Here is a 25917-nt window from a genome sequence, read left to right as displayed (position 1 = left end):
GCTAATAAAGACAATAGGGGTCGTCATGGATCAACACAGTGCTCACCCACAGCACAGCTACACCCGTGGCTCACAGGACAAAGCCTTGCTGGCGATGACCATTGGCCAGGCATTCGACAACACGGTCGCCCGTTACCCGCAGGGCGAAGCGTTGGTGGTCCGCCACCAGCAGTTGCGCTACAGCTGGACGCAACTGGCCGAGGCGGTGGAGTTGCACGCCAGGGCGCTGCTGGCGCTGGGCCTGCAGGCCGGGGATCGCCTCGGCGTCTGGGCGCCCAATTGTGCCCAGTGGTGCATCAGCCAGTTCGCCAGCGCGAAGATCGGGGTGATTCTGGTCAACATCAACCCGGCCTATCGCAGCTCGGAGCTGGAGTACGTGCTCAAGCAGTCCGGTTGCCAGTGGCTGGTATGTGCCGGCTCCTTCAAGACCTCCGATTACCACGCCATGCTGCAAGGCCTGGCGCCGGAGTTGGCGCAACACCCGGTCGGCCAATTGCAGTGCGAGCGCCTGCCGCAACTGCGCGGCGTCATCAGCCTCGACCCGCAGCCGCCCGCAGGCTTCCTGCCCTGGTCGCAACTGACAGAGCTGGGGGCAGGGGTGCCGCCCGAGCAGCTCAAGGCGCGGCAGAACAGCTTGCATTTCGACCAGGCCGTGAACATTCAGTACACCTCCGGCACCACCGGTTTCCCCAAGGGAGCCACCCTCAGTCACTACAACATCCTCAACAATGGCTACATGGTGGGCGAAAGCCTCGGGCTGACGGCCGACGATCGCCTGGTGATCCCGGTGCCGCTGTACCACTGCTTCGGCATGGTGATGGGCAACCTGGGGTGTATCACCCATGGCACCACCATGATTTACCCCAACGACGCCTTCGATCCCCTGTTGACCCTGGAAACCGTGGCCCAGGAAAAGGCCACCGGCTTGTATGGCGTGCCGACCATGTTCATCGCCATGCTCGATCACCCGCGGCGCAAGGAGTTTGGCCTGTCGTCCCTGCGCACCGGCATCATGGCCGGGGCGACCTGCCCGATTGAGGTGATGCGCCGGGTCATCAGCGAAATGCACATGAACGAAGTGCAGATTGCCTACGGCATGACGGAAACCAGCCCGGTGTCGTTGCAGACCGGTCCTGCGGACAATCTGGAGCTGCGGGTGACGACCGTCGGCCGCACCCAGCCGCAACTGGAAAGCAAGATTATCGATGAAGCCGGCAACCTCGTGCCCCGCGGCACCATTGGTGAACTGTGCACCCGCGGCTACAGCGTGATGCTCGGCTACTGGAACAACCCTGAGGGCACCGCCGAAGCCATCGATCAGGCCGGGTGGATGCACACCGGCGACCTGGCGACCATGAACGAAGAGGGCTACGTCTGCATCGCCGGGCGTAACAAGGACATGATCATTCGTGGCGGCGAGAATATTTATCCGCGCGAGCTGGAAGAATTTTTCTTCACCCACCCGGCGGTGGCGGATGTACAGGTAATCGGCATTCCCTGCGAGAAATATGGCGAGGAGATTGTCGCCTGGATCAAATTCCACCCCGGTCACAGCGCCAACGAACTGGAGCTGCAAGCCTGGTGCAAGGAGCGCATCGCCCACTTCAAGACGCCACGTCACTTCAAGTTCGTCGAGGAGTTCCCGATGACCGTGACTGGCAAGATCCAGAAGTTCAAGATGCGCGAGATCTCCATCGAGGAGCTGCGGGAGGTCAAGGGCTGACTGCAGGGGCGAGCAAGCCGCACGCGGCTTGCTCGCGATGGCGATGGTATGTCCAGCATGGATGTCGGATGAGCCACCGCTATCGTGAGCACGCTCGCTCCCACAGTGGGTGATGGGTTGATCCGCTGCTTCTGCAAATGGGGGTGGCGGGGACCTTAAACCCCAGACAGCACAAAGGGGAGCCGAGGCTCCCCTTTAATTTGTCGTTGCGTGCTCTATTTTTATTATTAAGGGGCGGTCTGTTGTTGTTTTTGGCAACCGTGGCCCTTTACCGCTGTTTTGTGCGACCCCCATGCGGGGTCAAGAGCAAACGTATTTTTTTGAGCGCTGATCTGCTTTTTCGCCAAGCGATCCAACCAGTTCGGGAGCTACCTGAAGGTAGTTTTATTGTTCTCTGCCCGGTTGCGGGTCACTGCAAGCAGCACCCTGAAAGCACACCTTCTCCAAAAAAATCTGTTAGCTGCGTCTCTGCCGTGTTGTTTTTGTTATGTCAGAGTCGTTACGTCTTATTTTTATTAGGTTTGCCGCTTTTTTTGTTCTTGTTATGCCATAGAGATAGCAGAACCCGTGCCAACTTTTAAAAGTCCTTTAAAATCAATGACTTAATATTTTGTCGAACAAGCCCAGGCTAAAAATTCCCTCAGGTTGTTTCCGTGTTACTCGTTTTGGTGCGGGGCGGTAACACCCCGGCACACATTTACTGGGCGCTGCGGGCCTTGGCCACGCGCGAACCCGTTACTCGCCCCAGGACGTCGCAGATCTGCTGGCCGGCCACCAGCAATTGCGGCATATCCACCCCCGTCTCGATCCCCAGGCCGTTGAGCAGGTACAGCACGTCTTCGGTGGCCACGTTACCGCTGGCACCCTTGGCGTACGGGCAGCCGCCCAGGCCGGCGATGGAGCTGTCGAACACCGCGATGCCTTCGAGCAGGCTGGCGTAGACGTTGGCCATGGCCTGGCCGTAGGTGTCATGGAAGTGGCCGGCGAGTTTGTCCCGTGGCACCTGGGCGCCCACCACCTCGAACATCCGCCGGGTAGCGCCGGCGGTGCCGGTGCCGATGGTGTCCCCCAGGGACACCTCATAACAGCCCATGGCATACAGCTCGCGAGCAACCAGGGCCACTTGCTCCGGGGCCACGTCACCTTCGTACGGGCAGCCCAGCACACAGGACACGTAACCGCGCACACTGACACCGTGCTGGCGGGCGGCGTCCATGATCGGCACAAATCGCTCCAGGCTTTCGCTGATCGAGCAATTGATGTTGCGTTGCGAGAAGGCTTCGGAGGCGGCGGCAAACACCGCGACTTCCTTGACCCCGGCGGCCATGGCGTCTTCGAACCCACGCAGGTTCGGCGCCAGCGCACCGTAGGTAACCCCGGGCTTGCGCTGGATCTGCGCGAACACTTCGGCGGAGCCGGCCATTTGCGGTACCCACTTGGGCGAAACGAAGCTGCCGACTTCGATGTAACCCAGGCCGGCGGCCGTCAACGCGTCGACCAGCCGCACCTTGTCGGCGACGCTGATGGGTTGGGCTTCGTTTTGCAGGCCATCGCGTGGGCCGACTTCGATCAGGCGTACATGGGAGGGGAGGGACATATCAGGTTCACCTGTGGTTAGGAGTGTGAAGGCGCGGCCTGCTGGCTCTTGAGGGTCTGTTCCAGCGCCTGGACACAGCGCTCTTCGGCGGTGTCGAGCTCCAGCTTCATCTGTTCGATGTCCAGCAGTTGCTGTTCCAGCTGTTCCCGGCGTTCGCTGATTTTCGCCAGCATGCTGTTCAACTGCTTGGTGTTACCGCTGGTGGGGTCGTAGAGTTCGATCAGCTCGCGGCATTCGGCCAGGGAAAAGCCAATGCGCTTGCCCCGCAGGATCAGCTTCAGGCTGACCTTGTCCCGAGGCGAGTAGATCCGCTCCTGCCCGCGCCGCTCGGGGCTGAGCAGTCCTTGCTCTTCATAAAAACGGATGGCGCGGGTGGTGATGTCGAGCTCGCGGGCGAGGTCGGAAATGCTGTAGGTCTGGCTGCTCATGGCACGCTCGAAAAAGGGGCTTGGCGCTAAGCTAATGTCAGGTTGACGTAAACGTCAAGCAGCAAGCGCTGCACCAGACCCCATTGTCCGATACCCGCCCTCAAGCCTGCTGCTTATCCAGCTTCTTCTCGTGCGCCGTGACCTGCTGGCACAACTCGATCATCTGCTCGCGCATCCAGCGGTTGGCCGGGTCCTGGTCGGTGCTTTCGTGCCAGTACAGGTGGGTTGCCACCGGGGGCACATCGTTGACCGGCAGCAGGAATGATTGCAGTTCATGGCGGCGGGCAAAACGTTCCGGCACGGTCATCACCATGTCGGTTTGCTGCAGGACCTGAGAGGCCATCAGGTAATGCTGCGACCGCAGGGCGATCTTGCGCTGGATGCCCATCTTGCCCAGTGCCAGGTCGACATGGCCCAGGCCGCTGCGACGGCTGGAAATATGGATGTGGGTCAGGGACAGGTAATCGTCGAGGCTGAACTTTTCCTTGCCGGCCATGGGGTGCCCCTTGCGCATGGCGCAGACGTACCGGTCTTCCATCAGCTTGACGTGGCGCACTTGCGGGTCGGTGTTGAGCGGCGCATCGACGGCGAAGTCCAGGCGTCCGGCGGCCAGTTCCTTGGTGGTCTCGCGGCGCTTGGACAGGAAGCTTTCGATGACCACGCCCGGGGCCAGGCGGCGCAGGCGCTGGAACAACGGCGGCAGGATCACCGCTTCCGTGAGGTCGGTCATGCTGATGCGGTAAGTCTTGACCGCCTGCAACGGGTTGAAGATGCGGCTTTCCTGGACCGAGACCCGCAACAGCGAGAGCGCATTGCGCACCGGGCCGATGATGTTCTGCGCCATCGGTGTCGGCACCATGCCCTGGGCGGTGCGCACGAACAGCGGGTCGTTGAAGGTCTCGCGCAGGCGGGCCAGAGCGTTGGACACTGCGGGCTGGGTAATGCCGACGATCTGCCCGGCGCGGGTCAGGTTGGCTTCGGTATAGATGGCATCGAAGACGATGAAAAGGTTGAGGTCGACCTTGCTCAGATTCATGTCACTACGCTCTTGTTGTAGGTGGGCTCGATCAGTCGATCATATATCGGTGATGAATGTTAATACACGCCGAGAATAGGCTAGGTAAATTATCAACGCTGATCTAGCATCAATTCATGCCCTCAATAACGACTTCATCACCTCGTCAAAAAAGGTAGCCGCCCATGGATTTCGCTTATTCGCCCAAGGTTCAGGAACTGCGTGAACGCGTGACTGCGTTCATGGATGCTTACGTCTATCCAGCCGAAGCCGTGTTTGAGCGCCAGGTCGCCGAAGGTGATCGCTGGCAGCCCACCGCGATCATGGAAGAACTCAAAAGCAAGGCCAAGGCCGAAGGCCTGTGGAACCTGTTCCTGCCGGAATCGGAACTCGGTGCCGGCCTGACCAACCTCGAATACGCACCGCTGGCGGAGATCATGGGGCGCTCCTTGCTGGGGCCGGAACCCTTCAACTGCTCGGCGCCGGACACCGGCAACATGGAAGTGCTGGTGCGCTACGCCAACGAAGAGCAGAAACAGCGCTGGCTTGAACCCCTGCTGCGCGGCGAGATCCGTTCGGCGTTCGCCATGACCGAGCCGGATGTGGCCTCATCCGATGCCACCAACATGGCGGCCCGTGCCGAGCGCGATGGCGATCAGTGGGTGATCAATGGCAAGAAATGGTGGACCTCCGGGGCCTGCGACCCGCGCTGCAAGATTCTGATCTTCATGGGCCTGAGCAACCCGGATGCGCCACGCCATGCGCAGCACTCGATGATCCTGGTGCCGGTGGACACTCCTGGGGTAAAAATTCTGCGTCCGCTGCCGGTATTCGGCTACGACGACGCGCCCCACGGTCACGCCGAAGTGCTGTTCGAAAACGTCCGTGTGCCCTACGAAAACGTACTGTTGGGCGAGGGACGTGGTTTCGAGATCGCCCAGGGTCGCCTCGGCCCGGGCCGCATTCACCACTGCATGCGTTCGGTCGGTATGGCCGAGCGCGCGCTGGAATTGATGTGCAAGCGCTCGGTCAATCGCACGGCCTTCGGCAAACCGCTGGCACGCCTGGGCGGTAACATCGACAAGATTGCCGACTCGCGGATGGAAATCGACATGGCGCGCCTGCTGACCCTCAAGGCTGCCTACATGATGGACACCGTGGGTAACAAAGTGGCGAAAAGCGAGATCGCCCAGATCAAGGTGGTCGCCCCGAACGTGGCCTTGCGGGTCATTGACCGGGCGATCCAGATCCATGGCGGTGCCGGGGTTTCCAACGATTTCCCGCTGGCCTACATGTACGCCATGCAACGCACCTTGCGCCTGGCCGATGGCCCGGACGAGGTGCACCGTGCGGCGATCGGCAAGTTCGAAATCGGCAAGTATGTGCCCAAGGAAATGCTCCGTAGCGGCCATTAAACCGCGCCTCACCTGACACCCGCCCGCGCCTTTGGCGTTGGCGGGTGCTGACGTTTCGGTCCTAGGCCGGCAGCGCCTGCTCGCCGCGACCAAACCGCTCGCGATACACCGACGGTGCCAACCCGACCACCGTGCGAAAGGCCACGCGAAAACTCTCCACACTGCGATAGCCGCACTGCTGCGCAATCTGCTCGGTCGTGTGCCGGCTGCTTTCCAGCAGTTCACGGGCGCGGGCCAGGCGTTGCTGTTGCAGCCAGGACTTGGGCGAAGCCCCGGTGGCTTCGCTGAAACGGCGCAGGAAGGTGCGCTCGCTCATTGCCGCCTGGCTGGCCAGGTCGCGTACTTCCAGTGGTTCGTGCAAGCGCTCGCGAGCCCATTGCATTACCCGTGACAGGTCGCTGCGGGGTGTGCGGCTGACCGGGGCGGGGATGAACTGCGCCTGGCCGCCGGTGCGTTGCGGTGACATCACCAGCCGGCGCGCCACCGAATTGGCCACCTGGGTGCCAAAGTCCCGCGCCACCAGGTGCAGGCAGGCATCGATGCCGGCGGCGCTGCCAGCCGAGGTGAGCAACTGGCCCGCGTCCACGTACAGCACGTCCGGGTCCACCAGGATGTTGGGGTAGCGTGCGCTCAGTTCGTCGGTGTAGCGCCAGTGGGTGGTGGCGCGCAAGCCGTCGAGCAGGCCACTGGCCGCCAGCACAAACACCCCGGAACAGATCGACACCAGGCGTGCTCCGCGCCCGTGGGCCCGGCGCAATGCCGCCAACAGAGTGGCGGGCACCGGATCGCTGCGGCTGCGCCAGCCGGGAATGATGATGGTGCGGGCGGTCTCCAGCAGTTCCATGCCGCCATCGGCCAACACCTGAATGCCGCCGGTAGCCCGCATCGGGCCCTGATCGACGGCGACGATCCGGTGCTGGTACCAAGGGAAGTCGAACTCGGGCCGTGCCAGGCCGAAGATCTCCACCGCAATGCCAAACTCAAAGGTACAGAGGCCGTCGTAGGCCAGGATCGCTACAGAACCGGGTGTGCTGTGCATTTGGCGGAAAGTTCCCAGTGAGTGTCTTGTGCGCCACTGTAGCGCTTCAGGTCGGTTCGATACAGTGCTGGCAAGCCCACACATGCTTTGGAGAACACCCATGACCAGCCTGGTTCGCGCGATTCCTGCAGCCCCTAGCGCCGTTGCCTTGATGCATTTCAGCAACCGCCTGACCTTTGAAACCGATTGTTCCGACGTCTTCAGCAGCCAGGAGGCCGGTGCAGTGGATTTTGTCCTGGTGGATGTGCGTGGGCCTTTGGCTTACCAGCGCGGTCATCTGCCGGGGGCGATCAACATTCCCGGGCGCCTGATCACGGCCGGGTTGTTGGCGGGTTACCCCAAGGACACCTTGTTCGTGGTGTATTGCGCCGGCCCCCATTGCAATGGCGCCAACAAGGCCGCGGTGAAACTGGCGGCGCTGGAGTACTCGGTCAAGGAAATGATCGGTGGAGTGACCGGGTGGCTGGATGAGGGATTTGTATTAAGTGCCGCAGGTGCAGCGCGGGCCGATGTGGCAATTGGCTGCGAGTGCTGAGCGTCCGTTACCGCGAGGCGGCGGTTGCGGCCAGGTGCCATTGATCCAGTGTCACCTGCAGCCAGTCGTACACCTGGCGGTAAGCGGCGCTGTGGTCCTGGTGGCGGGGCAGGGGCGATTCATCGGCGAAATGGGCGTTGAGTTGGGCAACCGACTCGGCGTTCCATTCCGGGTGGAATTGCAAGCCGATACGGGTCGAGCCGACGGCATACATCTGTTGCTCGCACAGCGCACTGCTGGCCAGCAACTGCGCGCCAGGCGGCAGGTCAATCGCGTCTTCGTGCCATTCAAGTACCTTCAATGCCGAGCCGTCGGCAAAGTTGACGGTGGTCCAGCCGGTTTCAGTCGTGGCCATGCGGCGCACTTGGCCGCCCAGGCTCAGGGCCAGCAATTGTGCGCCCAGGCAGATGGCGAACACCGGTGCCCCCTGCGCCAGGCTGGCGGCCAGCCACTGGCGTTCTTGCGCCAGCCACGCGGGGCCGGCGTTGGATTCGTATGGCCCTCCCAGAATAATCACCGGAGCGGCACTCACCGCTGGCAAGTGCCCGAGGTCAGCGCGGAATACCGCCAGGGTCAGGCCCCTGGATTGCGCCCAGGTGGCAATGGCGCCGGGGCCTTCGGCAGGGTGGTGCTGAATCAACTGCACTGAATTTGAAGGTGCGAGCATGGGCGGGAACCGTCGCAGGTGAATGTCGGACTGCGCGGGCATCATGACGCAAAGCGTGATGCTTCTGTAGGCCATTTCGGTAGGTCGAGGCAAGGGGTCATCTGTGCTCACACCTTTGCCACTTTTCTATAACTATTTGTCGCATATGCACAATTTGCTCGCTGGGTGCAGCTCTAGACTGCCGGCCACTTCGATAAATACTAGCCACAAGCTACCGTCGAGGTCGCCAACAAGAGTCTCCGCACACAGGAGTTATAAATGAAGAAGCTAGTGATGTTCGGTGCTCTGGCACTGTCCGTGTTGTCCCTCTCGGCCGTGGCCGCAGACGCCAAGCCGATCCGTATCGGTATCGAAGCCGGTTACCCGCCGTTCTCGATGAAAACCCCAGACGGCAAGCTGACCGGTTTCGACGTGGACATCGGCGACGCGCTGTGCGCGCAGATGCAAGTCAAGTGCACCTGGGTCGAGCAGGAGTTCGATGGCCTGATTCCCGCGCTCAAGGTCAAGAAAATCGACGCGATCCTGTCGTCCATGACCATCACTGACGACCGCAAGAAGAACGTCGACTTCAGCATCAAGTACTACCACACCCCGGCACGTTTCGTGATGAAGGCCGGTTCCGACATCAAGGATCCGCTGACCGAGCTCAAGGGCAAGAAAGTCGGGGTTCTGCGTGCCAGTACCCACGACCGTTTCGCCACCGAAGTGCTGCAGCCGGCCGGTATCGTGCTGGTGCGCTACGGCTCCCAGCAGGAAGTCAACCTGGACATGGTCTCTGGCCGCCTCGACGCGATGCTGGCCGACTCGGTCACCCTGGACGACGGCTTCCTGAAAACCGACGCCGGTAAAGGTTTTGCGTTTGTTGGCCCGACCTATGAAGACGCCAAGTACTTCGGTGGCGGTGCAGGCATTGCCGTGCGCAAGGGCGATAAGGAGCTGGCGGACAAGTTCAACACTGCCATCACTGAAATCCGCGCCAATGGCAAGTACAAGCAAGTGCAGGACAAGTACTTCAATTTCGACGTTTACGGCGAGTAATTTCACCGTTGGAAAAAGTGGCCACCGTTGACGCGGTGGCCACTTTTTTTATGCCTGGAGGGGGAGTCCGTTCGTGTTCATTTGGGTAGGCGCTGAGTTTTTGGGGGGGCAGATCCGCCGCACCGTATGTTTCGGCAATACCCCAATCCTCGCAGCCCTTGATCAAGGTCGGCGTGCCCGGCCTGTTTCATTCCCCGTTTTCCCTCGCATGCTACGCTGCCCCGCGAATCCGCCCCATTGAAGGAAGGTCCATGCTCAAGTTGTTTGCCGTATGCCTGTTGCTGGCATCCCCGGTCGTGCAGGCCCAATCGGTGTTGCATGACGATTTGCCGCTGCAGTACCTCGAACAATCGATCCCCGGCCCGGCCAATCAGCCGCTGGTGATTTTTCTTCATGGCTACGGCAGCAACGAGGCGGATCTGTTTAATCTCAAGGAGGGGTTGCCGGCGTCGTATACCTATTTGGCGGTACGTGCGCCGCAGGTGCTGGAGCAGGGCAGTTATCAGTGGTTTAACAAGAAGGGGGACGGGGCGTACGACGGGGACAGTGATGACTTGCAGCGCAGTGCCGCGTTGCTGATGGATTTTGTCGCGAAGGCGGCGAGCAAGTATCACACCACGGCCGATCGGGTGTTCCTGGTGGGCTTCAGCCAGGGGGCGATCATGTCGTATGAAGTCGCGCTACGCCATCCCACGGCGGTGCGTGGGATAGCGGCGTTGAGTGGCAAGGTGCTGCCGGTGTTGCGTGGTCAGCTCAAGGCGGACCCGGCGCTGGGTTCCCTGGCGATTTTCATCGGCCATGGCACGGACGACCAGCGCTTGCCCTTCAGCGATGGCACTGACGCCAACAGCCTGTTGTCGGGGCTGGGCCTGGTGCCGCAGTTTCATGCCTATCCGGGGCTCGGTCACAGTATCAGCGAGTCGGAGATCAAGGACCTCGATGCCTGGTTGTTACGGATCAATCAGTAGCTCGCCGGTTTACTTTTCGCCAAGGATGTTTTTCACCAGGGCCGCGTGCCCGGCCTTGTCGTCGGCGCGGGAGATGATCTGGATCAGCATCATCCGAGTGCCCGAGCCGGCCAGCAGGCTGGTGTTGAGGGTCGGGCCGCCGCCCTGGGTGGCGGTGAAGTCGATCTGGCGCAGTCCCAGGCCTTTGAGGGTCAGGCTTTTTTCGCTTTGTTTGTTGAAGTCGGCCAGGGCTTCGCGTTGCTGGCTGGCGAAACCGGAGATGGACTCGTCGAGGAATACCGCGTCGTTGTCCTTGACGCTGAGGCCTTCGGGCAAGGTGTTTTCGGCGATGATCAGCACGGTTTTGCTTTGCTGATTGGTGTACATGGTGCCCTTGGCGCCGGACGTGCCGTTGGCCGCGTCACCGCCGGGCAATGGGTTGGCAATGAAACCCTTGGGCAGGCTGAAGGTGAACTTGTTGCCCAGCACCGCGACTTTTTCTGCCGCGGCGGTCTTGGTCGTCGGCTGGCTGGCGGCGTAGACGCTGGCGGCGCCGAAGGTGGTGAGCGCTGTCAGCAACAGAACAGCGGCGTGTTTACTGGCGATGATTTTTTTCAGCAGCGACATGCGAGTCTCCGGGTGTGATCGCGCGGGGTGGCGATCATCCCACGGGGCCCCTCACTCACTCCAGCACGAACTTGCCGGTGGGTCAGTCTTCAAGCTTGACCGGCGGCGCTGTCCCGGTGCGCAGGGGCGAGGGTGCGGCCCGCCGCTTGGTCATCAGCAGCATCACCAGCGACACCGCCACCCCGAGCACAAAGGCCCAGCCGCCCCAACGCGGCAAGGTCAAGGCCAGGGTCAGGCAAAAGGCTGCGAAGGCGTACATGCCGGTCGCGGTGGCGCGCAGCAACGCGGCGGTGAATGCTGGCCCCCGGGTTTGCTGGGAGAACACTGCCATCACGCTGCCAAGCACCGGGAAGACCGCAAGCAAACCGCTCCAGCGCTCACCCAGGGTGCTGGCGAACCAGGTCACCGCCAGCGTCAGCAACGCCCCGGCCAGCATGCGCAGCAACAGTCTGTCGGACTTTGGCGCGGGGCCTGCGAGCAAGGGTTGTGCGGCGGGGAACAGGTAGGGAGCCGCGAGCAGGGCGGTCGCCGCGGCGATCACCGACAACAGCAGCGACGCGGGCATCACTGACAGCACCCAGGCCACCAGGCTCCAACTTAACAGGGCGATCAGCAGCGCCGCCGGCCAGTTGCAGCGTTGCGCGGCCTGGGCGTAGACCACGCAGAAGGTGATCATCGCCGACATGGCCGACAGCGCCGCGATCGCCGACTGGGTCGCAAATGCCGGGCCTTGTTCGACCGCGAGGAAAAACAGGATCGGCCCGACCACCACCGGCAACCCCGATAGCCATCCTGCGACGCTCGGTCCCCAGCGTTTGCCAGCCAGGGAAATCAACAGGAGAAAACCGGGGATCAGCACGAGTTTCAACAGCAGCACGGAGCGTTCCTTGTTCGATGGCGGGGCACACAGCATACAAGGCTTCGCCGTGGCGCCTGAACCCTCTGGTTGCAACATCCCCGTCACTTCAAGAGGGCTGCGTCGTCGATCGGTCTGGGGCTGTGTGTGATGATCCGCGCGGCGAACAGGTGGCTGATCGTGCAAGGGCTGGGTTGTACCCCCAGCCGGCTTACTGATCCCAGTAGGGCACTGCGCCAAAACGTTCGACGAAAAAGTCGATCACTGCGCGCACTTTCACTGACAAGCGTCGACTGCCTGGCCAGAGAATGGCGATCTGCTGGGGTTCGAGGCTGTTGGAGGCCTGGAAATCACCGAGCACCTGCACCAGCTTGCCCCGGCTCAGGGCCTCGCCGATCAGCCAGGAAGGAAACATCACCAGCCCCATGCCCTGTTCGGCAGCCTGGGTCAGGGTGTCGGCGTGGTTGCCGGTGAGCGGACCCCTGACCGAGTAGGGGGTCCACTCGCCCGGGTCCTGGCGGAAGAACCAGCGTTGCAGACCGGAGTCGCCCTTGTAGGCCAGGCACTGGTGCCGCGCCAGCTCCACGGGATGCTGCGGGGTGCCATGGTGTGCCAGGTACGCCGGGCTGGCGGCGACGTGATAGCGCTGCGGCGCGACCACGCGGCCCTGCATGCTGGAGTCGTGCAGGGCGCCGATACGAAACAGCAGGTCGCAGCCTTCCTGCAGTGGGTCGACGTAACGATCGGTTTGCTGGATGTCCAGCTGCAGCCTGGGATAACGCTGGCACAGCTCGGCGATCCAGGGCGACAGGTGCAACTGGCCGAACACCACCGGCGCGTTGATGCGCACCAGGCCACTGGGTTCGCTGGCCTGTTCCTGCAAGGCCTGTTCGGCTTCTTCCAGTTGCACCAGCATCACCCGGGCATGCTGGCCGAGCAGGCGCCCGGCCTCGGTCGGCGTCACAGCCCGCGTGTGGCGGTAGAGCAATTGCTGGCTGAGGGCCTGTTCCATCAATTGGATCTGCCGCGAGATCGATGAAGGCGCCAGGCCTTCGCGGCGGGCGACCTCGGAAAAGCTGCCGTGATCGAGAACCGCTACGAACAACCGTAGCGCCTTGAAACTGAGTTCATTGAGACCCTGCATGAAACAGCCTGCTGTGCGAGTTACGCAAAAGTGTTGTCGACAGAGTCGCATTTATCGCAAAGGTTGGGCAATTGATAATGCCCGTCATTCTTTTCACCTTTGTGCAGGAGTTGTCATGTCTTCAGTTTCTACCCGTGAGGCCCTCGGGGCCGCTGTCACGCCCCGGCCCAACCCGCTCACCCGCTTGTTGTTGCTACCGCTGGTGATCCTGGCGGGCATGGGCCTGTCGGTGGAGGCGGGTTTGCTGGGGCCTTTGGGCGCCCAGGTGGGGCATCTGTGGGCGACCCTGAGCATTTTCGGTGTCGGCTCGGCGATCCTGTTTCTGCTGTTGCTGTTCAGCGGGCCGCAACCGGGGCCGGCATTCAGCACTTTGCCGCGCTGGCAATTGATTGGCGGTTTGCTCGGGCCGATGTACGTGGTGGTGTTGACCCTGGCGACCCCGGTCATCGGGATTGCCATGACGATGATTGCGATCCTCTCCGGTCAGGTCGGCAAGAGTGTGCTGATCGACCATTTCGGCTGGTTCGGCGCGGCGCGCAAGCCGGTCAACCGGGAGCGTTGGCTGGCCTTGCTGCTGATCGTCGCTGCTCTTGTCCTGATTGCGCGGGGTTGAACATGAATCTGTTGGTGTTGTTGCTGTTGGTTGTCGCGGCCGGTGCGGTGTTGAGTGTGCAGGCGGCGATCAATGGCCGTTTGGGCCAGGCGGTCGGCGTGTTGCGCAGTAGCCTGTTGACCTTTGTGGTGGGGGCCATCACGACCGCCTTGCTGATTCTGTTCTTCGAACCAGCCCATGCCGTCAGCCTGCTGGAGGTGCCGAAGTGGCAGCTCAGCGGAGCCCTGTTTGGCGTGGTTTACATGCTGGTGATGGTCGGTGCCGTGCCCCGGGTTGGCACGGCGGTGGCGACGGTGGCGGTGATCCTCGGCCAGTTGGGCATGGGCATGCTGATCGACCATTTCGGCTGGCTGGGCAATCCGTCCATAGAGTTGTCCAGCCATCGCATTCTGGCCATGGTCTGCCTGGGGCTGGCGCTGGTGTTGATGTACCGCAGCAGTCGCCGGCAAGTGGCCTGAGGTTTATCGACTAACCTGTATCAGGAGCGAGGGGCCGCGTGGGTATGTCGGTGGGTGCGGTCACTGCTTGAGAGGTGACATTGGCGTCGCCTCTGGACGACCACACCAATGGAGTCAGACTGATGAAAGCAGACACCTGCGCTTGTCCCAACTGCTCGTGCAAACTGGGCGAGCATTCGATAGTCCGGCATGGCAAGCACTACTGCTGCGAGGGGTGCGCCAAGCATCACGAGCACGGCGAAGCCTGCACGACGGCGGGCTGCCAGTGCGCCAAAGGGACTCATGGCTAGTGGGTATGACCTTGCCGTTGACGCCGGGATGGCGCCCACGGCAAGGTCATGCACGCTTCAGCTGGTGGGCCGCCACGTGACGTTTTCGATGCCGAATTTCTCCGCTGCCGGCTTGCTGGTCTTCTTCACTTTCTCTCGGCCAAAGCGGCCGATGCGCCCAACCCCGGCGTCGCAACTGGCCCAGTGCCAGGCCTCGGCGTTGTCCATCTTTTCCTGACGGATGATGAAAGACTTGGGCACACCGTGAAGGGTGTATTCGATGACGAACAATTTTGCGTTGATCATGTGCCGCTATTCCTCCCTGTCGTACTAGAGTGATCCCCCGTCGCTGAAAAAATTCATTCCAATTGCTCGGCGGGCCTCAATCGACTGGCTTCTGGGGGGCGGCCAATGGGCTCTGTTAGACTGGGCGATCTTTTTTGCCGAGGTGCCCCCCATGAGCGAGCCCATTCGCCTGACTCAATACAGTCACGGTGCAGGCTGTGGTTGCAAGATTTCGCCCCAGGTGCTGGAAGTGATCCTGGCTGGCAGCGGCGCCCAGAACCTCGACCCGAAACTCTGGGTGGGCAACGCTTCGCGCGATGATGCGGCGGTGTATGCCATTGATGACGAGCGCGGCGTGGTCTCGACCACCGACTTTTTCATGCCGATTGTCGATGATCCCTACGACTTCGGGCGCATCGCCGCGACCAATGCCATCAGCGATATCTACGCCATGGGGGGCGATCCGTTGATGGCGATTGCCATTCTCGGCTGGCCGGTCAATGTGCTGGCGCCGGAGATTGCCCGGGAAGTGATTCGCGGCGGTCGGTCGATCTGCGATGAGGCGGGAATCCCCTTGGCCGGTGGGCACTCGATTGATGCCCCGGAGCCGATTTTCGGCCTGGCGGTCACAGGGCTGGTGCAAAAACGTCATATGAAGCGCAATGACACGGCGACCGTTGGTTGCCTGTTGTACCTGACCAAACCGTTGGGGATCGGCATCCTCACCACCGCCGAGAAGAAGGGCAAGCTGCGTGACAGCGACGTGGGCCTGGCTCGGGACTGGATGTGCACCTTGAACAAGCCTGGGAGCCGATTCGGCAAGCTCGACGGCGTGACCGCCATGACTGATGTCACCGGTTTTGGCTTGCTCGGGCATCTGGTGGAAATGGCCGACGGCAGTGCGCTGACGGCTCGGGTCTACTACGACCGCGTGCCGCGCCTGCCGGGTGTCGAGTACTACCTGGACCAAGGGTGTGTGCCGGGTGGCACCCTGCGCAATTTCGACAGCTACGCCAGTAAGCTGGGGCGTGTCCAGGAGTTGCACAAGCGTGTGTTGTGCGACCCGCAGACCAGTGGCGGCTTGCTGGTTGCCGTGACACCGCAGGGCAACGCGCAATTCCTGGCGGTGGCCGCCGAGTTGGGGTTGGACCTGGCGCCTATCGGTGAACTGGTCGAGCGACAGAGCAACGCGGTCGAGGTGATTTGATGCCTGTCGATATCACCGATTACCGCGACATCTTTCTCAACGATCGCCCGATGATGGACACCCGTGCGCCGATCGAATTCACCAAGGGTGCGTTTCCCGGGGTGGTCAACCTGCCGCTGATGACTGACAACGAACGTCAGCGTGTCGGCACCTGTTATAAGCAGCAAGGCCAGCAGGCGGCCATTGTCCTGGGGCACCAGTTGGTCTCGGGGGCTATCAAGGCCGAGCGGATCCAGGCCTGGGCCGATTTCGCGCAGGCCCATCCCGAGGGTTATCTGTATTGCTTTCGTGGAGGCCTGCGCTCGCAGATCGTCCAGCAATGGCTCAAGGACGAAGCGGGCATCGACTACCCTCGAGTCGGCGGTGGCTACAAGGCAATGCGTACCTTCCTGCTGGATACGCTCGACCAGGCTGTCGGCCAGTGCGATTTCGTTTTGCTTGGTGGCATGACCGGTACCGGCAAGACCGATGTCCTCACGCGATTGAACAATGGCCTGGACCTGGAAGGGCATGCCAATCACCGTGGCTCCAGCTTCGGCAAGCGGGCGAGCGGGCAACCGTCCAATATCGACTTCGAGAACCGCCTGGCAGTCGACGTACTGAAAAAGCGCGCCAGGGGCATCGAGCAGTTTGTGCTCGAGGACGAAAGCCGCATGGTGGGCAGTTGCGCCTTGCCGTTGCCGCTGTATCAGGGCATGCAGCGTTTTGCGATGGTCTGGCTGGAGGACAGCGTGCAGGGGCGGGTAGAGCGCATCCTGCGTGATTATGTGGTGGACCTGTGCGCCGAGTTTGTCGCGGTGTATGGCGATCAGGGCTTTGTACAGTTTTCCGAGCGCTTGCTGGACAGCCTGAACAACATTCGCAAACGTCTGGGGGGCGAGCGCCACCAACGGCTGTTCGGCTTGATGGAAGCGGCGTTGGCTGAACAGGCACGCAGCGGTGCGGTGGACCTGCATCGCGATTGGATCGAAGGGTTGTTGAACGAGTACTACGACCCGATGTACGCCTTTCAGCGCGAGAAGAAGGGCGATCGAATCGAGTTCGCGGGTGAGCAGGCCGCGGTGCTTGAATACCTGCGCGAACGCAGCCGCCGGCAAGCTTGAGAACAAGGCGCCGACCGTTCAGCGCCTTGCCACGTGCCTTACAGTATCAGCGCGCCGATCAGCCCGCACAGCACGCCGACCAGCATGGTCAGCAGGGCCACGGTCACCAGCACCCGGGTGTCGAAGTCTTTGCGCAGCATCAGCAGCGACGGCAGGCTGATGCTGGGCAGGGTCATCAACAGCGCAACCGCCGGGCCGGTGCCCATGCCCAGGGCCATCATGGTCTGCACGATCGGGATTTCCGCCGCGGTGGGGATCACGAACAGGGTGCCAACGATGGCCAGCGGTACCAGCCACCACAAGCTGTCTGCCATCGCCCCGTCAACGTGGGGAAACAGCCAGACCCGCGCGGCGCCCAGCACCAATACGGCCAGGATGTAGACCGGAATGGTGCTCCAGAACAATTGCCACAGGGTGCGGATCCAGCGGCCGAGGAAGGGTTGCGAATCCGTGGTGCTGACGTTTTCCACGGCTTGCAGGGCGGCTTGTGGCACTTGCTCGGGTCGCGAAATGCGCTGGGCCACCAGCGAAACCCCCAGCACCAACACGATGCCGGCGACCAGTCGCAGGGCGGTAAAGCCCCACCCCAGGACAAAACCCATGAATACCAGGGTGGCCGGGTTCAGCACCGGGTTGCCGATCCAGAATGCAAGCGCCGCACCCACGGATACGTTTTGCCGGCGCATGCCGGCGGCTACCGGCGCTGCACAACAGCTGCACATCATGCCGGGCAGGGCGAACAGGCCCCCGCGCAGGGTGGAGGCGAAGCCCGCGCGGCCGAACAGCCGCAGCAGCCAGTCCCGCGGGATCAGGACTTGCAGCAGGGAACCGAGGATTACCGCCAGGACGGCGGCCTTCCAGATTGCCAGGAAGTACACCTTGGCGTACGTCAATGCGGCGGCCAGGGGGGCGGTTTGCGCGTCGTTGAGAATCGAGGCGCCAATGCTGTGGCTGTCGGCAGCGGTAAAGGCCTTGAAGTAGTACGGGGACCACTTGACGTAGTAGAGGCCAATGCAGGCCACCAACAGGAACAGGGCCGGCTTGCACCAGAACGACCAGCCCCGGTTGGGGGTGGTTAAGGAGTTGGACATACAGGGGTTCCGGGTACAGGGGGACAGGTCGCGCATCATACCTCACCCCGGGCCATGCGCTGGTGCGGCCGCCCTGTCAGGTCGGGCAGCTCTCCTGGCCATTGTCCAGGCCCTGTTTGTAATGCTGGCTCTGCAAGGTGGCCTTGCCGTTGTGCCAGGTCAGGGTCAGGACGTACATCGAGTCGAAGTCGCCGGACTCCCAGTCCTCGGTGATCGACTGCTTGCTGCCCACCGCTTCGCGCGCCACCTTGTTGATCAGCTCTGGCAAGTAGCCATGGGACCAGGCGGTGTAGATGATCGAGTTGTGGTACTTGTCGTGGAGCAGTTCGTCCGCCAGTTCACTGGTGTCGTTGGCGGAAAACTCGATGTTCACCGGCAGGCCCAGCTTGATCGCGCTCGGGCTGATGGTCATCAGGGGACGGATGTAGCTGTAGGAGTTGTCGAGCTCGCCTTCCTCGACATTGCGGGTCGGGTTGGCGGCAAACACGAAATCGGCTTTGCCGAATTTTTCGGGCAGCAGCTGTGCCAGATCGATGGCGCGGTTCAGGCCCTGGCAATTGAGTTGTCCGAGACCGCCGGCCGGTTTTTCCGCATGCCGCAAAAACACCAGGGTCTGGGTGCCATCAACCGGCTGGGCGCGGCTTTCGCTCGACTCCAGCGACAGCAGCAGGGCGCAGGTAGTCAGCAGTGCAGGGAGGAACACGAAGGCGCGCTGTTTCAGGCGTTGGGTGATCTGCAGTGGGTTTCTCATCAAGTATTAGTTCTTCAGCACATTCAGGTTAAGGCTGACAAACCTTTCCACCGCAAGCTCCCGGCTTCGGATGGTTTTCCATGTCGTTGGGCGAGTCATCTTGCGCGCGCGCTGCCTTCAGAGTCCGCTGAGGGCTATTGGTTCGATTGGAATCTGCGGGCGCGCACTTTATCCGGGGTAACGCTGAGAATGGGGGAAGGTTAGCGACATAATGTTTCCGATTTAAGATGCCGGCGCCGGCAGGCTCGCTATAAGCTAGCCCGCGTACAGGCCGGCCGTGTGCCGCGTGTTAGGCCAAAACTCAGCCGTTGAATTGTCACTGGATGTTCACTATGACCGATTTGTCAGCGTTCCCGATTACTGAAAAATGGCCTGCCCAGTTCCCCGAGTGGCTTCAACTCTACTCGTTGCCTACGCCAAACGGGGTCAAAGTCTCGATCATGCTCGAAGAGATCGGCTTGCCGTACGAGGCCCATCGCGTGAGTTTCGAGACCAACGACCAGATGTCCCCGGCGTTCCTGTCGCTCAATCCCAACAACAAGATTCCGGCGATCCTCGACCCTCACGGCCCCGACGACAAGCCGATGGCGCTGTTCGAGTCCGGAGCGATCCTGATTTACCTCGCCGACAAGAGCGGGCAATTGCTGGCCCAGGAGTCGGCGGCACGTTACGAGACGATTCAGTGGCTGATGTTCCAGATGGGCGGTATCGGCCCGATGTTCGGCCAGTTGGGCTTTTTCAATAAATTCGCCGGCAAGGAGTACGAGGACAAACGTCCGCGGGACCGTTATGTCGCCGAGAGCACCCGCTTGCTGAAGGTACTCGACGAACGCCTGCAAGGGCGTGACTGGATCATGGGTGAGCGCTACACCATCGCCGACATCGCGATCTTCCCGTGGGTACGCAACCTGATCGGATTTTATGAGGCCGGCGATCTGGTGGGGATCAAAAACTTCCCCAATGTGCTGCGGGTACTGGAGCGCTTCCTGGCGCGCCCGGCGGTAGTGCGCGGGCTGGAAATTCCCAAGTCTTGAACCGGTCCGCCACTGCCTGGTGCAGTGGCGTACCTGGGCGCTGGGTTAGCGGTTGCTGGCCGCCAGCTTGAGGCCAAAGCCGATCAGCGCGATGGCTGCCACCCGGGTGGCAATGGTCCGGGCCAGGGGCAGGGCCTTCAAGCGGATCGCCGCAGCGTTGCCGATCAGCACCAGGGCGCCCTGGTACAGCAGGCTGATCAGGGTCACGTGGACCATCATCGCCACCAGGGTCACCGTCGACGACCCCGGGCTGATGAACAGCGGGAAGAACGCCACGAAAAACAGCATGACCTTCGGGTTGGTCAGGCTGATGACCAGGGCGTTGCGCAAATAGGTGCGCGCCGAGCGTCGCGGTTCCAGGGCCGCGTCATGTTGCGCCACCGGGGTGCGCAACATTTGTATGCCCATCCAGCACAGGTACGCTGCACCGAACCACTGCAGCCCCTGGAACAGCAGCGGGTTGGCGCTCATCAGCGCTGCCAGGCCGGCCGCAGCGGCAATCATGTAGGTCGCATCCCCCAGCAGGGTCCCCAGCACCGCGCCAAAACCGGCGCCGATGCCGTTGCGGGCGGTGGCATTGAGGATGGCAAAGGTGCCAGGGCCGGGGATCAGTTGGAAAATCACGATCGCCGCGATGAAACTGCCGTAGTTGTGTATCTCAAACATCTGGGCTCACTCCGTATCCTTCGGGGTTTGTCACCCACCGTGGGTGCGTTAGGCAGATTAGTTGAACTGTGAGTCACTGTCAGGGGATGGGGCCCCTCGGGTTCTATTGTTACTGTTTTCGCAATAAACTCTTGCCTCACCTGCATTTGTGCCAGCAGGGGCGAGGGGCATAAGCTCGCGCCTCCAGCACTTTTTGTCTTGTTCAGGCCTTTGGCCTCCTGCCAGGAAATTTCATGTCCAGCCAGTTCCCCGAAGCCCGTCCACGCCGTTTGCGGCGCACCCCGCAACTGCGCAAGCTGTTCCAGGAAACCGAGTTCAGCCTCAATGACCTGGTGTTGCCGATCTTTGTCGAGGAAGAAATCGACGATTTCGTACCGATCACCAGCATGCCGGGTGTGCGGCGGATTCCCGAGTCGAAACTGGCCGGTGAAATCGAGCGTTACGCCCGGGCCGGTATCCAGTCGGTGATGACCTTTGGGGTGTCGCACCACCTGGATGGCAATGGCAGCGACACCTGGCGGGAAAACGGTCTGGTGTCGCGCATGGCGCGGATCTGCAAGGACGCGGTGCCGGAAATGATCGTCATGTCCGACACCTGCTTCTGCGAGTACACCGATCATGGCCACTGCGGGGTGATGCATGGCGCCGAAGTCGACAACGACCTGACGCTGTTCAACCTTGGCCAGCAAGCCGTCGCCGCCGCGCGTGCCGGGGCGGATGTGATTGCACCCTCGGCGGCCATGGACGGGCAGGTGCAGGCCATTCGCCGCGCCCTGGACGCTGCTGGCTTCCACCAGACGTCGATCATGGCCTATTCGACCAAGTTTGCCTCGGCCCTCTACGGCCCGTTCCGCGAGGCCGGTGGCAGTGCGCTCAAGGGCGATCGCAAGAGCTACCAGATGAACCCGATGAATCGCCGCGAAGCCGTGCGCGAATCGCTGCTGGATGAGCAGGAGGGTGCCGATGCGCTGATGGTCAAGCCCGCCGGCGCCTATCTGGACATCATCCGCGATATCCGCGAAGCCTCGCGGTTGCCGCTGGCGGCGTATCAGGTCAGTGGCGAGTACGCGATGATCAAGTTCGGCGCGGCCGCCGGGGCGATCGACGAAGAGCGGGTGGTGCGCGAGAGCCTGGGTGCGATCAAGCGCGCCGGTGCGGACCTGATCTTCACCTACTTCGCCATGGACCTGGCGCTTAGCGGAATCTGACCCGCTACGGGCGCGCGCTCAGCTCATGAACGGCTTGATCCCATGAGCGTGAAAGTAGCGCTCGATGACTTTCGGGTCAGCGCCCGGGTCGGCGAGCGCTACGTAGCTGTCAGGCCGCAACAGGTAGAACCCATTGCACGCCAGGCCGGCTTTTGCATGGTCGGGCGTGTAGGCGAACACCTGCAGCGCCAGGTGATGATCGCTGCACCAGGCGCGCATTTCGTCGCTGGTGTCGCCGTACACATGCACCTGCCAGGCGGGGAGGGCGAGGCTGGAAAAGTTGTCGCGCTCAGCATCCTGTACCCACGGCAGGCGATCGCCACCGAACACCGTGCCGGCATGGCCCGCACTGAGTGGCATCGCGCGGTAGTTCAGGGTGATTTGCGACACGGTGCGGAACAACCACTCGCGAGCCCGCTCCAGTGCCGCCATTTTGGGTAACAGCAACGGTGCCACGCGGGTGCGCAACAGGTCGGCGATGGCGCCTTCGGCTGTGATGAAGCTGAATACCCGATCGGTGGTGCTCACCAGTTTGCGAGCAAAGGCCATGCGTTCGATGGCATAGCTGTCGAGCAACCTGTGATCTGCCGTTCTGGTAGTGGGTGGTGTCTTTATCATCGCCCCATGGGGAGGCTCAGCGCTGGGCAAACGCCAGGTTCAGGCCCAGTGCGGCGAACGATGCGGCAAATCCGCGGCGCAGCCAGTTCTGAACGGTGGGTGACTCGATGACGGCCGTGCGAAAAAAGTTCGCCAGTAAGCCATAGATCACAAATACCGCAAAGGTCATCAACATGAACACTGTGCTTAGGGTGAGCATCTGCACCGTGGCCGACGGCCCGTTGGGCGTGATGAACTGCGGCAGAAACGCCAGGAAGAATATCGTCAGCTTGGGGTTGAGCAGATTGAGCAGGCCAGCGCGCAGCATGATGGTGCCGCCACTCAGGTTGAGCGGTGTATCGCTGACGGCAAATGCCGAGCGGTCGCGCCAGGTGGCATAGGCCAGGTACAACAGGTAGGCGACCCCGGCAAACTTCAGCCCCTGGAATGCCAGCGCGCTGGTATGCAGGATTGCCGAGAGGCCCAGCATCGAGGCCATCAGGTGCGGCACTATCCCGCCCGTGCAGCCCAGCGCAGCGTAGACACTGGCCCGTTTGCCAGCGGCCAGCGCCGTGGAGAGGGTAAATACCACGCCAGTGCCGGGGATCAACACGACGATCAGTGAGGTCAGCAGAAAATCCATTGTCAGCATGCCAGCGAACTCCAGTCGGTGATCGGGTGTCAGAGCACCCGCAAGCAATCGTTCATTGAAGTGCAATGCGGGTTGCTTTTCCAGAGGAAAACACCGAAGTGTAGTGCGAGTCATTCGCCCGGTCGGTCAAAAGGACCCTTGAGCCACACCATGCAAGCCAATCAATTGATCATCAGCCTCGCTACGCTGCTATTGCTGGCCGGGTGTGCGAGTCAGGGTAGCCGCGATGCAGCGCCCAAGCCGGACCAGGTCAAAGCGCAGATCGTACGCTTGTTGCCCGCCAGTACGGTGGACCGGCAAGGTTGGGCTAACGACATCTATAGTGCCTTTGCCGCGCAGGCGATTCCCGCGACCTCGCAGAATCTCTGTTCGGTGCTGGCAGTGACCGAGCAGGAGTCGACCTTTCAGGCTGACCCGAAAGTGCCGGGGCTGGGCAAGATTGCCCGGGACGAGATCGACCGCCGTGCTGCCAGGGCGCATATCCCCAGTCTCCTGGTGCGGGGGGCCCTGCAGGTTAGTTCGACCAATGGCAAAAGTTACAGTGACCGGTTGAATGCGGCGCGTAGCGAAAAAGAGCTCAGCGCGATCTTCGATGACTTCATCGGCCGGGTGCCCATGGGCAAGACCCTGTTCGGCGGGTTCAACCCGGTGCACACCGGTGGGCCGATGCAGGTCAGCATCGCGTTTGCCGAAAAGCAGGCGCGCAACTATCCGTACCCGGTGGACGGCTCGATCCGCCGTGAGGTGTTCACTCGGCGGGGCGGCATGTACTTCGGCATCGCCCACCTGCTCGGTTACCCGGTGAGCTATAGCCAGCCGCTGTATCGCTTCGCCGACTTCAATGCCGGCTGGTACGCCAGCCGCAATGCGGCATTCCAGGCTGCACTGAACCGCGCGACCGGTGGTTCCCTGGCGCTGGATGGCGACTTGATCCGCTACGGTTCGCTACTGCCGGGTTCCACTGAACTGGCAGTGCGCAGCCTGGGTAAACGCCTGGATATGCGCAACAGCACGATCCGCGATCAACTGGAGTTGGGGGATAGTCTGGCTTTCGAAGACAGCAAACTCTACAAGCGGGTATTCGCGCTGGCCGAAAAGCCTCAAGGCCAGGCGTTGCCCAGGGCGGTGTTGCCGGGGATTGAGCTAAAGAGCCCGAAAATCACCCGTAAGCTCACCACGGCCTGGTTTGCCAAGCGTGTCGATGAGCGTTATCAGCGTTGCATGAAGCGCGCAGCCGCGGGTTAGGGCCGACGGAGGGCGAAAAAAGCCCGGCAGAGTGTGCCGGGCTTTTTGTTGAGGTGTGCGGACCGGCAATTCATGCACGGTTCTGGGTCAGGCGATCGGAGCCACCTTCGGCAACGCGGTTCTGTTGCAGGCGGTCGGAGCCACCTTCGGCGACACGGTTCTGTTGCAGACGATCGGAGCCACCTTCGGCAACACGGTTCTGTTGCAGGCGGTCGGAGCCACCTTCGGCGACACGGTTCTGTTGCAGACGGTCGGAGCCACCTTCGGCGATCACGGCGGGTTGTTGTGTGGCGCTGACGGGGGGTGTCAGGTCGGTGGCGAATGCACTGGTGGCCAGTACGGAGAAAGCGAGGCTGAGGATGATGTGGCGCTTCATGAGGGTGTGCTCCGGGGGTGTCGTGGTTGGTATGGAGCCAATGTTACGCGTCAGGATTTTTAAGAGAATTTCATTGGGTCGATGGTGAACATCGATGGCGGTGATGGCGCGGACAAGCAGGACCAGGAACTGATGGGGGCAGGGCAAGACATTGCTCTTCTATATAGAGAGTCGGGATTGAGGGCGGTTCTGGGGCTTTTGATAGAAAAACCAAATTAGCAGTTGACGGCAGATTCTATATGTCTATAATTCGCCCCACTTCCGGCGCAGTCGAAACGGAAAACTCCTTGGTAAACAACGAGTTACGCAGTTTTCGGCAGCAGGTTGCTTCAGTTCATCGAAGCGCGAAAGGAGTTGAAAAAGAGGTGTTGACAGCAGCGTGTAACGCTGTAGAATTCGCCTCCCGCTACCGAGTGATCGGAAGCGCAAGTGGTTGAAGTTGTTGAAGAAATCTTCGAAAGCTTCTGAAAAATACCACTTGACAGCAAATGAGGCTGCTGTAGAATGCGCGCCTCGGTTGAGACGAAAGATCTTAACCAACCGCTCTTTAACAACTGAATCAAGCAATTCGTGTGGGTGCTTGTGCTGTCAGACTGATAGTCAAAAAGATTATCAGCATCACAAGTTACTCCGCGAGAAATCAAAGATGTAACCAACGATTGCTGAGCCAAGTTTAGGGTTTCTTAAAAACCCAAAGATGTTTGAACTGAAGAGTTTGATCATGGCTCAGATTGAACGCTGGCGGCAGGCCTAACACATGCAAGTCGAGCGGTAGAGAGAAGCTTGCTTCTCTTGAGAGCGGCGGACGGGTGAGTAATGCCTAGGAATCTGCCTGGTAGTGGGGGATAACGCTCGGAAACGGACGCTAATACCGCATACGTCCTACGGGAGAAAGCAGGGGACCTTCGGGCCTTGCGCTATCAGATGAGCCTAGGTCGGATTAGCTAGTTGGTGGGGTAATGGCTCACCAAGGCGACGATCCGTAACTGGTCTGAGAGGATGATCAGTCACACTGGAACTGAGACACGGTCCAGACTCCTACGGGAGGCAGCAGTGGGGAATATTGGACAATGGGCGAAAGCCTGATCCAGCCATGCCGCGTGTGTGAAGAAGGTCTTCGGATTGTAAAGCACTTTAAGTTGGGAGGAAGGGCAGTAACCTAATACGTTGCTGTCTTGACGTTACCGACAGAATAAGCACCGGCTAACTCTGTGCCAGCAGCCGCGGTAATACAGAGGGTGCAAGCGTTAATCGGAATTACTGGGCGTAAAGCGCGCGTAGGTGGTTTGTTAAGTTGGATGTGAAATCCCCGGGCTCAACCTGGGAACTGC

The 25917-nt window shown here is 61.3% G+C and carries 27 protein-coding genes, 1 rRNA gene and 1 pseudogene (1 of these 29 cut by a window edge); 14 read left to right on the top strand and 15 right to left on the bottom strand.

Annotation, left to right across the window (positions count from 1 at the left end; all coding sequences use genetic code 11):
• Positions 1-25: 25 nt before the first annotated feature.
• Positions 26-1723, top strand: coding sequence for an AMP-binding protein (locus tag Q1W70_RS01295; protein ID WP_182344039.1), 1698 nt, complete (start codon positions 26-28; stop codon positions 1721-1723).
• 697 nt (positions 1724-2420) lie between these two features.
• Here Q1W70_RS01295 and Q1W70_RS01290 read toward each other — a convergent pair.
• From Q1W70_RS01290 to Q1W70_RS01280, 3 genes are all read right to left on the bottom strand, one after another.
• Positions 2421-3320 (bottom strand): hydroxymethylglutaryl-CoA lyase, encoded by a 900-nt coding sequence (locus Q1W70_RS01290; RefSeq protein WP_166592382.1) that lies wholly within the window; start codon positions 3318-3320, stop codon positions 2421-2423.
• 17 nt (positions 3321-3337) lie between these two features.
• Positions 3338-3748, bottom strand: coding sequence for a MerR family transcriptional regulator (locus tag Q1W70_RS01285; RefSeq protein WP_095167852.1), 411 nt, complete (start codon positions 3746-3748; stop codon positions 3338-3340).
• A gap of 100 nt (positions 3749-3848) precedes the next feature.
• Positions 3849-4784 (bottom strand): LysR family transcriptional regulator, encoded by a 936-nt coding sequence (locus Q1W70_RS01280; protein ID WP_166592383.1) that lies wholly within the window; start codon positions 4782-4784, stop codon positions 3849-3851.
• 164 nt (positions 4785-4948) lie between these two features.
• Between Q1W70_RS01280 and Q1W70_RS01275 the strand changes: the two genes are divergently transcribed.
• Positions 4949-6178 (top strand): acyl-CoA dehydrogenase, encoded by a 1230-nt coding sequence (locus tag Q1W70_RS01275; protein WP_185818633.1) that lies wholly within the window; start codon positions 4949-4951, stop codon positions 6176-6178.
• Positions 6179-6239: 61 nt separating this feature from the next.
• Here Q1W70_RS01275 and ftrA read toward each other — a convergent pair whose 3' ends face one another.
• Positions 6240-7217 carry a transcriptional regulator FtrA gene (gene ftrA, locus Q1W70_RS01270; protein WP_166592385.1) on the bottom strand — a complete coding sequence of 326 codons (978 nt, stop codon included), beginning with the start codon at positions 7215-7217 and terminating at the stop codon, positions 6240-6242.
• A gap of 100 nt (positions 7218-7317) precedes the next feature.
• Between ftrA and Q1W70_RS01265 the strand changes: the two genes are divergently transcribed.
• Positions 7318-7752: a rhodanese-like domain-containing protein gene (locus tag Q1W70_RS01265; RefSeq protein ID WP_185818632.1), complete on the top strand. Its 435-nt coding sequence runs from the start codon at positions 7318-7320 to the stop codon at positions 7750-7752.
• 7 nt (positions 7753-7759) lie between these two features.
• Here Q1W70_RS01265 and Q1W70_RS01260 read toward each other — a convergent pair whose 3' ends face one another.
• On the bottom strand, positions 7760-8419 hold the full coding sequence (locus Q1W70_RS01260) for a type 1 glutamine amidotransferase (RefSeq protein ID WP_182344044.1): 660 nt from the start codon (positions 8417-8419) through the stop codon (positions 7760-7762).
• Between the two features lie 258 nt (positions 8420-8677).
• Here Q1W70_RS01260 and Q1W70_RS01255 point away from each other — a divergent pair, with 258 nt between their 5' ends.
• A complete protein-coding gene (locus Q1W70_RS01255) occupies positions 8678-9457 on the top strand; it encodes an ABC transporter substrate-binding protein (RefSeq protein ID WP_095167862.1) in 780 nt (259 codons plus the stop codon).
• 251 nt (positions 9458-9708) lie between these two features.
• Positions 9709-10425, top strand: a complete 717-nt coding sequence (locus Q1W70_RS01250; RefSeq protein ID WP_166592388.1) for an alpha/beta hydrolase — start codon at positions 9709-9711, stop codon at positions 10423-10425.
• A gap of 9 nt (positions 10426-10434) precedes the next feature.
• On the opposite strand, the gene Q1W70_RS01245 is transcribed toward Q1W70_RS01250, so the two are convergent.
• From Q1W70_RS01245 to Q1W70_RS01235, 3 genes are all read right to left on the bottom strand, one after another.
• Entirely contained in the window at positions 10435-11031 is a 597-nt protein-coding gene (locus tag Q1W70_RS01245) for a DcrB/PsbP domain-containing protein (protein WP_166592389.1), read from the bottom strand.
• Positions 11032-11113: 82 nt separating this feature from the next.
• A complete protein-coding gene (locus Q1W70_RS01240; protein ID WP_265537417.1) occupies positions 11114-11908 on the bottom strand; it encodes a hypothetical protein in 795 nt (264 codons plus the stop codon).
• 190 nt (positions 11909-12098) lie between these two features.
• Positions 12099-13031: a LysR family transcriptional regulator gene (locus Q1W70_RS01235; protein WP_166592391.1), complete on the bottom strand. Its 933-nt coding sequence runs from the start codon at positions 13029-13031 to the stop codon at positions 12099-12101.
• A gap of 115 nt (positions 13032-13146) precedes the next feature.
• Between Q1W70_RS01235 and Q1W70_RS01230 the strand changes: the two genes are divergently transcribed.
• The 3 genes from Q1W70_RS01230 to Q1W70_RS01220 all read left to right on the top strand — a co-directional run bounded on the left by Q1W70_RS01230 (position 13147) and on the right by Q1W70_RS01220 (position 14392).
• Positions 13147-13644: a DMT family transporter gene (locus Q1W70_RS01230; RefSeq protein WP_232534592.1), complete on the top strand. Its 498-nt coding sequence runs from the start codon at positions 13147-13149 to the stop codon at positions 13642-13644.
• Positions 13645-13646: 2 nt separating this feature from the next.
• Entirely contained in the window at positions 13647-14102 is a 456-nt protein-coding gene (locus Q1W70_RS01225) for a DMT family transporter (protein ID WP_265537418.1), read from the top strand.
• 122 nt (positions 14103-14224) lie between these two features.
• Positions 14225-14392, top strand: a complete 168-nt coding sequence (locus Q1W70_RS01220) for a metallothionein (protein ID WP_166592393.1) — start codon at positions 14225-14227, stop codon at positions 14390-14392.
• Between the two features lie 57 nt (positions 14393-14449).
• Here Q1W70_RS01220 and Q1W70_RS01215 read toward each other — a convergent pair whose 3' ends face one another.
• Positions 14450-14677: a DUF6555 family protein gene (locus Q1W70_RS01215; protein WP_095167875.1), complete on the bottom strand. Its 228-nt coding sequence runs from the start codon at positions 14675-14677 to the stop codon at positions 14450-14452.
• Positions 14678-14828: 151 nt separating this feature from the next.
• Here Q1W70_RS01215 and selD point away from each other — a divergent pair, with 151 nt between their 5' ends.
• Positions 14829-15863: a selenide, water dikinase SelD gene (selD, locus tag Q1W70_RS01210; RefSeq protein ID WP_185818631.1), complete on the top strand. Its 1035-nt coding sequence runs from the start codon at positions 14829-14831 to the stop codon at positions 15861-15863.
• The gene (gene mnmH, locus Q1W70_RS01205) at positions 15863-16966 is read left to right on the top strand and encodes a tRNA 2-selenouridine(34) synthase MnmH (protein ID WP_185818630.1); all 1104 of its coding nucleotides are present in this window, start codon (positions 15863-15865) and stop codon (positions 16964-16966) included. The genes selD and mnmH overlap by 1 nt, the downstream gene beginning before the upstream one ends.
• A gap of 38 nt (positions 16967-17004) precedes the next feature.
• Here mnmH and Q1W70_RS01200 read toward each other — a convergent pair whose 3' ends face one another.
• Both Q1W70_RS01200 and Q1W70_RS01195 read right to left on the bottom strand, forming a co-directional pair.
• Positions 17005-18057 carry a permease gene (locus Q1W70_RS01200; RefSeq protein ID WP_166592396.1) on the bottom strand — a complete coding sequence of 351 codons (1053 nt, stop codon included), beginning with the start codon at positions 18055-18057 and terminating at the stop codon, positions 17005-17007.
• A 76-nt stretch (positions 18058-18133) separates the two neighbouring features.
• Complete coding sequence (locus Q1W70_RS01195; protein ID WP_095167910.1) at positions 18134-18808, bottom strand: histidine phosphatase family protein; 675 nt, start codon at positions 18806-18808, stop codon at positions 18134-18136.
• Between the two features lie 332 nt (positions 18809-19140).
• Between Q1W70_RS01195 and Q1W70_RS01190 the strand changes: the two genes are divergently transcribed.
• Positions 19141-19842: a glutathione binding-like protein gene (locus tag Q1W70_RS01190; RefSeq protein ID WP_302098526.1), complete on the top strand. Its 702-nt coding sequence runs from the start codon at positions 19141-19143 to the stop codon at positions 19840-19842.
• A 45-nt stretch (positions 19843-19887) separates the two neighbouring features.
• On the opposite strand, the gene Q1W70_RS01185 is transcribed toward Q1W70_RS01190, so the two are convergent.
• Positions 19888-20508 (bottom strand): LysE family translocator, encoded by a 621-nt coding sequence (locus Q1W70_RS01185; RefSeq protein WP_166592398.1) that lies wholly within the window; start codon positions 20506-20508, stop codon positions 19888-19890.
• A gap of 233 nt (positions 20509-20741) precedes the next feature.
• Here Q1W70_RS01185 and hemB point away from each other — a divergent pair, with 233 nt between their 5' ends.
• The gene (hemB, locus tag Q1W70_RS01180) at positions 20742-21716 is read left to right on the top strand and encodes a porphobilinogen synthase (RefSeq protein WP_166592399.1); all 975 of its coding nucleotides are present in this window, start codon (positions 20742-20744) and stop codon (positions 21714-21716) included.
• An 18-nt stretch (positions 21717-21734) separates the two neighbouring features.
• Here the strand turns inward: hemB and Q1W70_RS01175 are convergent.
• Together Q1W70_RS01175 and Q1W70_RS01170 are read right to left on the bottom strand one after the other, a co-directional pair.
• A pseudogene (locus Q1W70_RS01175) lies at positions 21735-22304 on the bottom strand (FAD-dependent oxidoreductase); the annotation flags it as partial.
• A 46-nt stretch (positions 22305-22350) separates the two neighbouring features.
• Positions 22351-22965, bottom strand: a complete 615-nt coding sequence (locus Q1W70_RS01170) for a LysE family translocator (RefSeq protein ID WP_166592400.1) — start codon at positions 22963-22965, stop codon at positions 22351-22353.
• A 150-nt stretch (positions 22966-23115) separates the two neighbouring features.
• On the opposite strand from Q1W70_RS01170, the gene Q1W70_RS01165 reads away from it, so the two are divergent.
• On the top strand, positions 23116-24210 hold the full coding sequence (locus Q1W70_RS01165) for a DUF1615 domain-containing protein (protein WP_182344057.1): 1095 nt from the start codon (positions 23116-23118) through the stop codon (positions 24208-24210).
• A 70-nt stretch (positions 24211-24280) separates the two neighbouring features.
• Here the strand turns inward: Q1W70_RS01165 and Q1W70_RS01160 are convergent, their stop codons facing one another.
• Positions 24281-24586: a hypothetical protein gene (locus Q1W70_RS01160; RefSeq protein WP_166592402.1), complete on the bottom strand. Its 306-nt coding sequence runs from the start codon at positions 24584-24586 to the stop codon at positions 24281-24283.
• A 703-nt stretch (positions 24587-25289) separates the two neighbouring features.
• Between Q1W70_RS01160 and Q1W70_RS01155 the strand changes: the two genes are divergently transcribed.
• A 16S ribosomal RNA gene (locus Q1W70_RS01155) occupies positions 25290-25917 on the top strand; it runs 909 nt beyond the window's last position.

The organism is Pseudomonas kielensis (genome assembly GCF_030505375.1).
Taxonomy (GTDB): domain Bacteria; phylum Pseudomonadota; class Gammaproteobacteria; order Pseudomonadales; family Pseudomonadaceae; genus Aquipseudomonas; species Aquipseudomonas kielensis.
Note: the sequence above shows the minus strand (reverse complement) of the source record. Positions and strands in the feature narration are given on the sequence as shown.

Coding starts and splice junctions, on each gene's coding strand:
- Q1W70_RS01295 (WP_182344039.1), top strand. CDS start 26: ATGGATCAACACAGTGCTCACCCACAGCACAGCTACACCCGTGGCTCA.
- Q1W70_RS01290 (WP_166592382.1), bottom strand. CDS start 3,320: ATGTCCCTCCCCTCCCATGTACGCCTGATCGAAGTCGGCCCACGCGAT.
- Q1W70_RS01285 (WP_095167852.1), bottom strand. CDS start 3,748: ATGAGCAGCCAGACCTACAGCATTTCCGACCTCGCCCGCGAGCTCGAC.
- Q1W70_RS01280 (WP_166592383.1), bottom strand. CDS start 4,784: ATGAATCTGAGCAAGGTCGACCTCAACCTTTTCATCGTCTTCGATGCC.
- Q1W70_RS01275 (WP_185818633.1), top strand. CDS start 4,949: ATGGATTTCGCTTATTCGCCCAAGGTTCAGGAACTGCGTGAACGCGTG.
- ftrA (WP_166592385.1), bottom strand. CDS start 7,217: ATGCACAGCACACCCGGTTCTGTAGCGATCCTGGCCTACGACGGCCTC.
- Q1W70_RS01265 (WP_185818632.1), top strand. CDS start 7,318: ATGACCAGCCTGGTTCGCGCGATTCCTGCAGCCCCTAGCGCCGTTGCC.
- Q1W70_RS01260 (WP_182344044.1), bottom strand. CDS start 8,419: ATGCTCGCACCTTCAAATTCAGTGCAGTTGATTCAGCACCACCCTGCC.
- Q1W70_RS01255 (WP_095167862.1), top strand. CDS start 8,678: ATGAAGAAGCTAGTGATGTTCGGTGCTCTGGCACTGTCCGTGTTGTCC.
- Q1W70_RS01250 (WP_166592388.1), top strand. CDS start 9,709: ATGCTCAAGTTGTTTGCCGTATGCCTGTTGCTGGCATCCCCGGTCGTG.
- Q1W70_RS01245 (WP_166592389.1), bottom strand. CDS start 11,031: ATGTCGCTGCTGAAAAAAATCATCGCCAGTAAACACGCCGCTGTTCTG.
- Q1W70_RS01235 (WP_166592391.1), bottom strand. CDS start 13,031: ATGCAGGGTCTCAATGAACTCAGTTTCAAGGCGCTACGGTTGTTCGTA.
- Q1W70_RS01230 (WP_232534592.1), top strand. CDS start 13,147: ATGTCTTCAGTTTCTACCCGTGAGGCCCTCGGGGCCGCTGTCACGCCC.
- Q1W70_RS01225 (WP_265537418.1), top strand. CDS start 13,647: ATGAATCTGTTGGTGTTGTTGCTGTTGGTTGTCGCGGCCGGTGCGGTG.
- Q1W70_RS01220 (WP_166592393.1), top strand. CDS start 14,225: ATGAAAGCAGACACCTGCGCTTGTCCCAACTGCTCGTGCAAACTGGGC.
- Q1W70_RS01215 (WP_095167875.1), bottom strand. CDS start 14,677: ATGATCAACGCAAAATTGTTCGTCATCGAATACACCCTTCACGGTGTG.
- selD (WP_185818631.1), top strand. CDS start 14,829: ATGAGCGAGCCCATTCGCCTGACTCAATACAGTCACGGTGCAGGCTGT.
- mnmH (WP_185818630.1), top strand. CDS start 15,863: ATGCCTGTCGATATCACCGATTACCGCGACATCTTTCTCAACGATCGC.
- Q1W70_RS01200 (WP_166592396.1), bottom strand. CDS start 18,057: ATGTCCAACTCCTTAACCACCCCCAACCGGGGCTGGTCGTTCTGGTGC.
- Q1W70_RS01195 (WP_095167910.1), bottom strand. CDS start 18,808: ATGAGAAACCCACTGCAGATCACCCAACGCCTGAAACAGCGCGCCTTC.
- Q1W70_RS01190 (WP_302098526.1), top strand. CDS start 19,141: ATGACCGATTTGTCAGCGTTCCCGATTACTGAAAAATGGCCTGCCCAG.
- Q1W70_RS01185 (WP_166592398.1), bottom strand. CDS start 20,508: ATGTTTGAGATACACAACTACGGCAGTTTCATCGCGGCGATCGTGATT.
- hemB (WP_166592399.1), top strand. CDS start 20,742: ATGTCCAGCCAGTTCCCCGAAGCCCGTCCACGCCGTTTGCGGCGCACC.
- Q1W70_RS01170 (WP_166592400.1), bottom strand. CDS start 22,965: ATGCTGACAATGGATTTTCTGCTGACCTCACTGATCGTCGTGTTGATC.
- Q1W70_RS01165 (WP_182344057.1), top strand. CDS start 23,116: ATGCAAGCCAATCAATTGATCATCAGCCTCGCTACGCTGCTATTGCTG.
- Q1W70_RS01160 (WP_166592402.1), bottom strand. CDS start 24,586: ATGAAGCGCCACATCATCCTCAGCCTCGCTTTCTCCGTACTGGCCACC.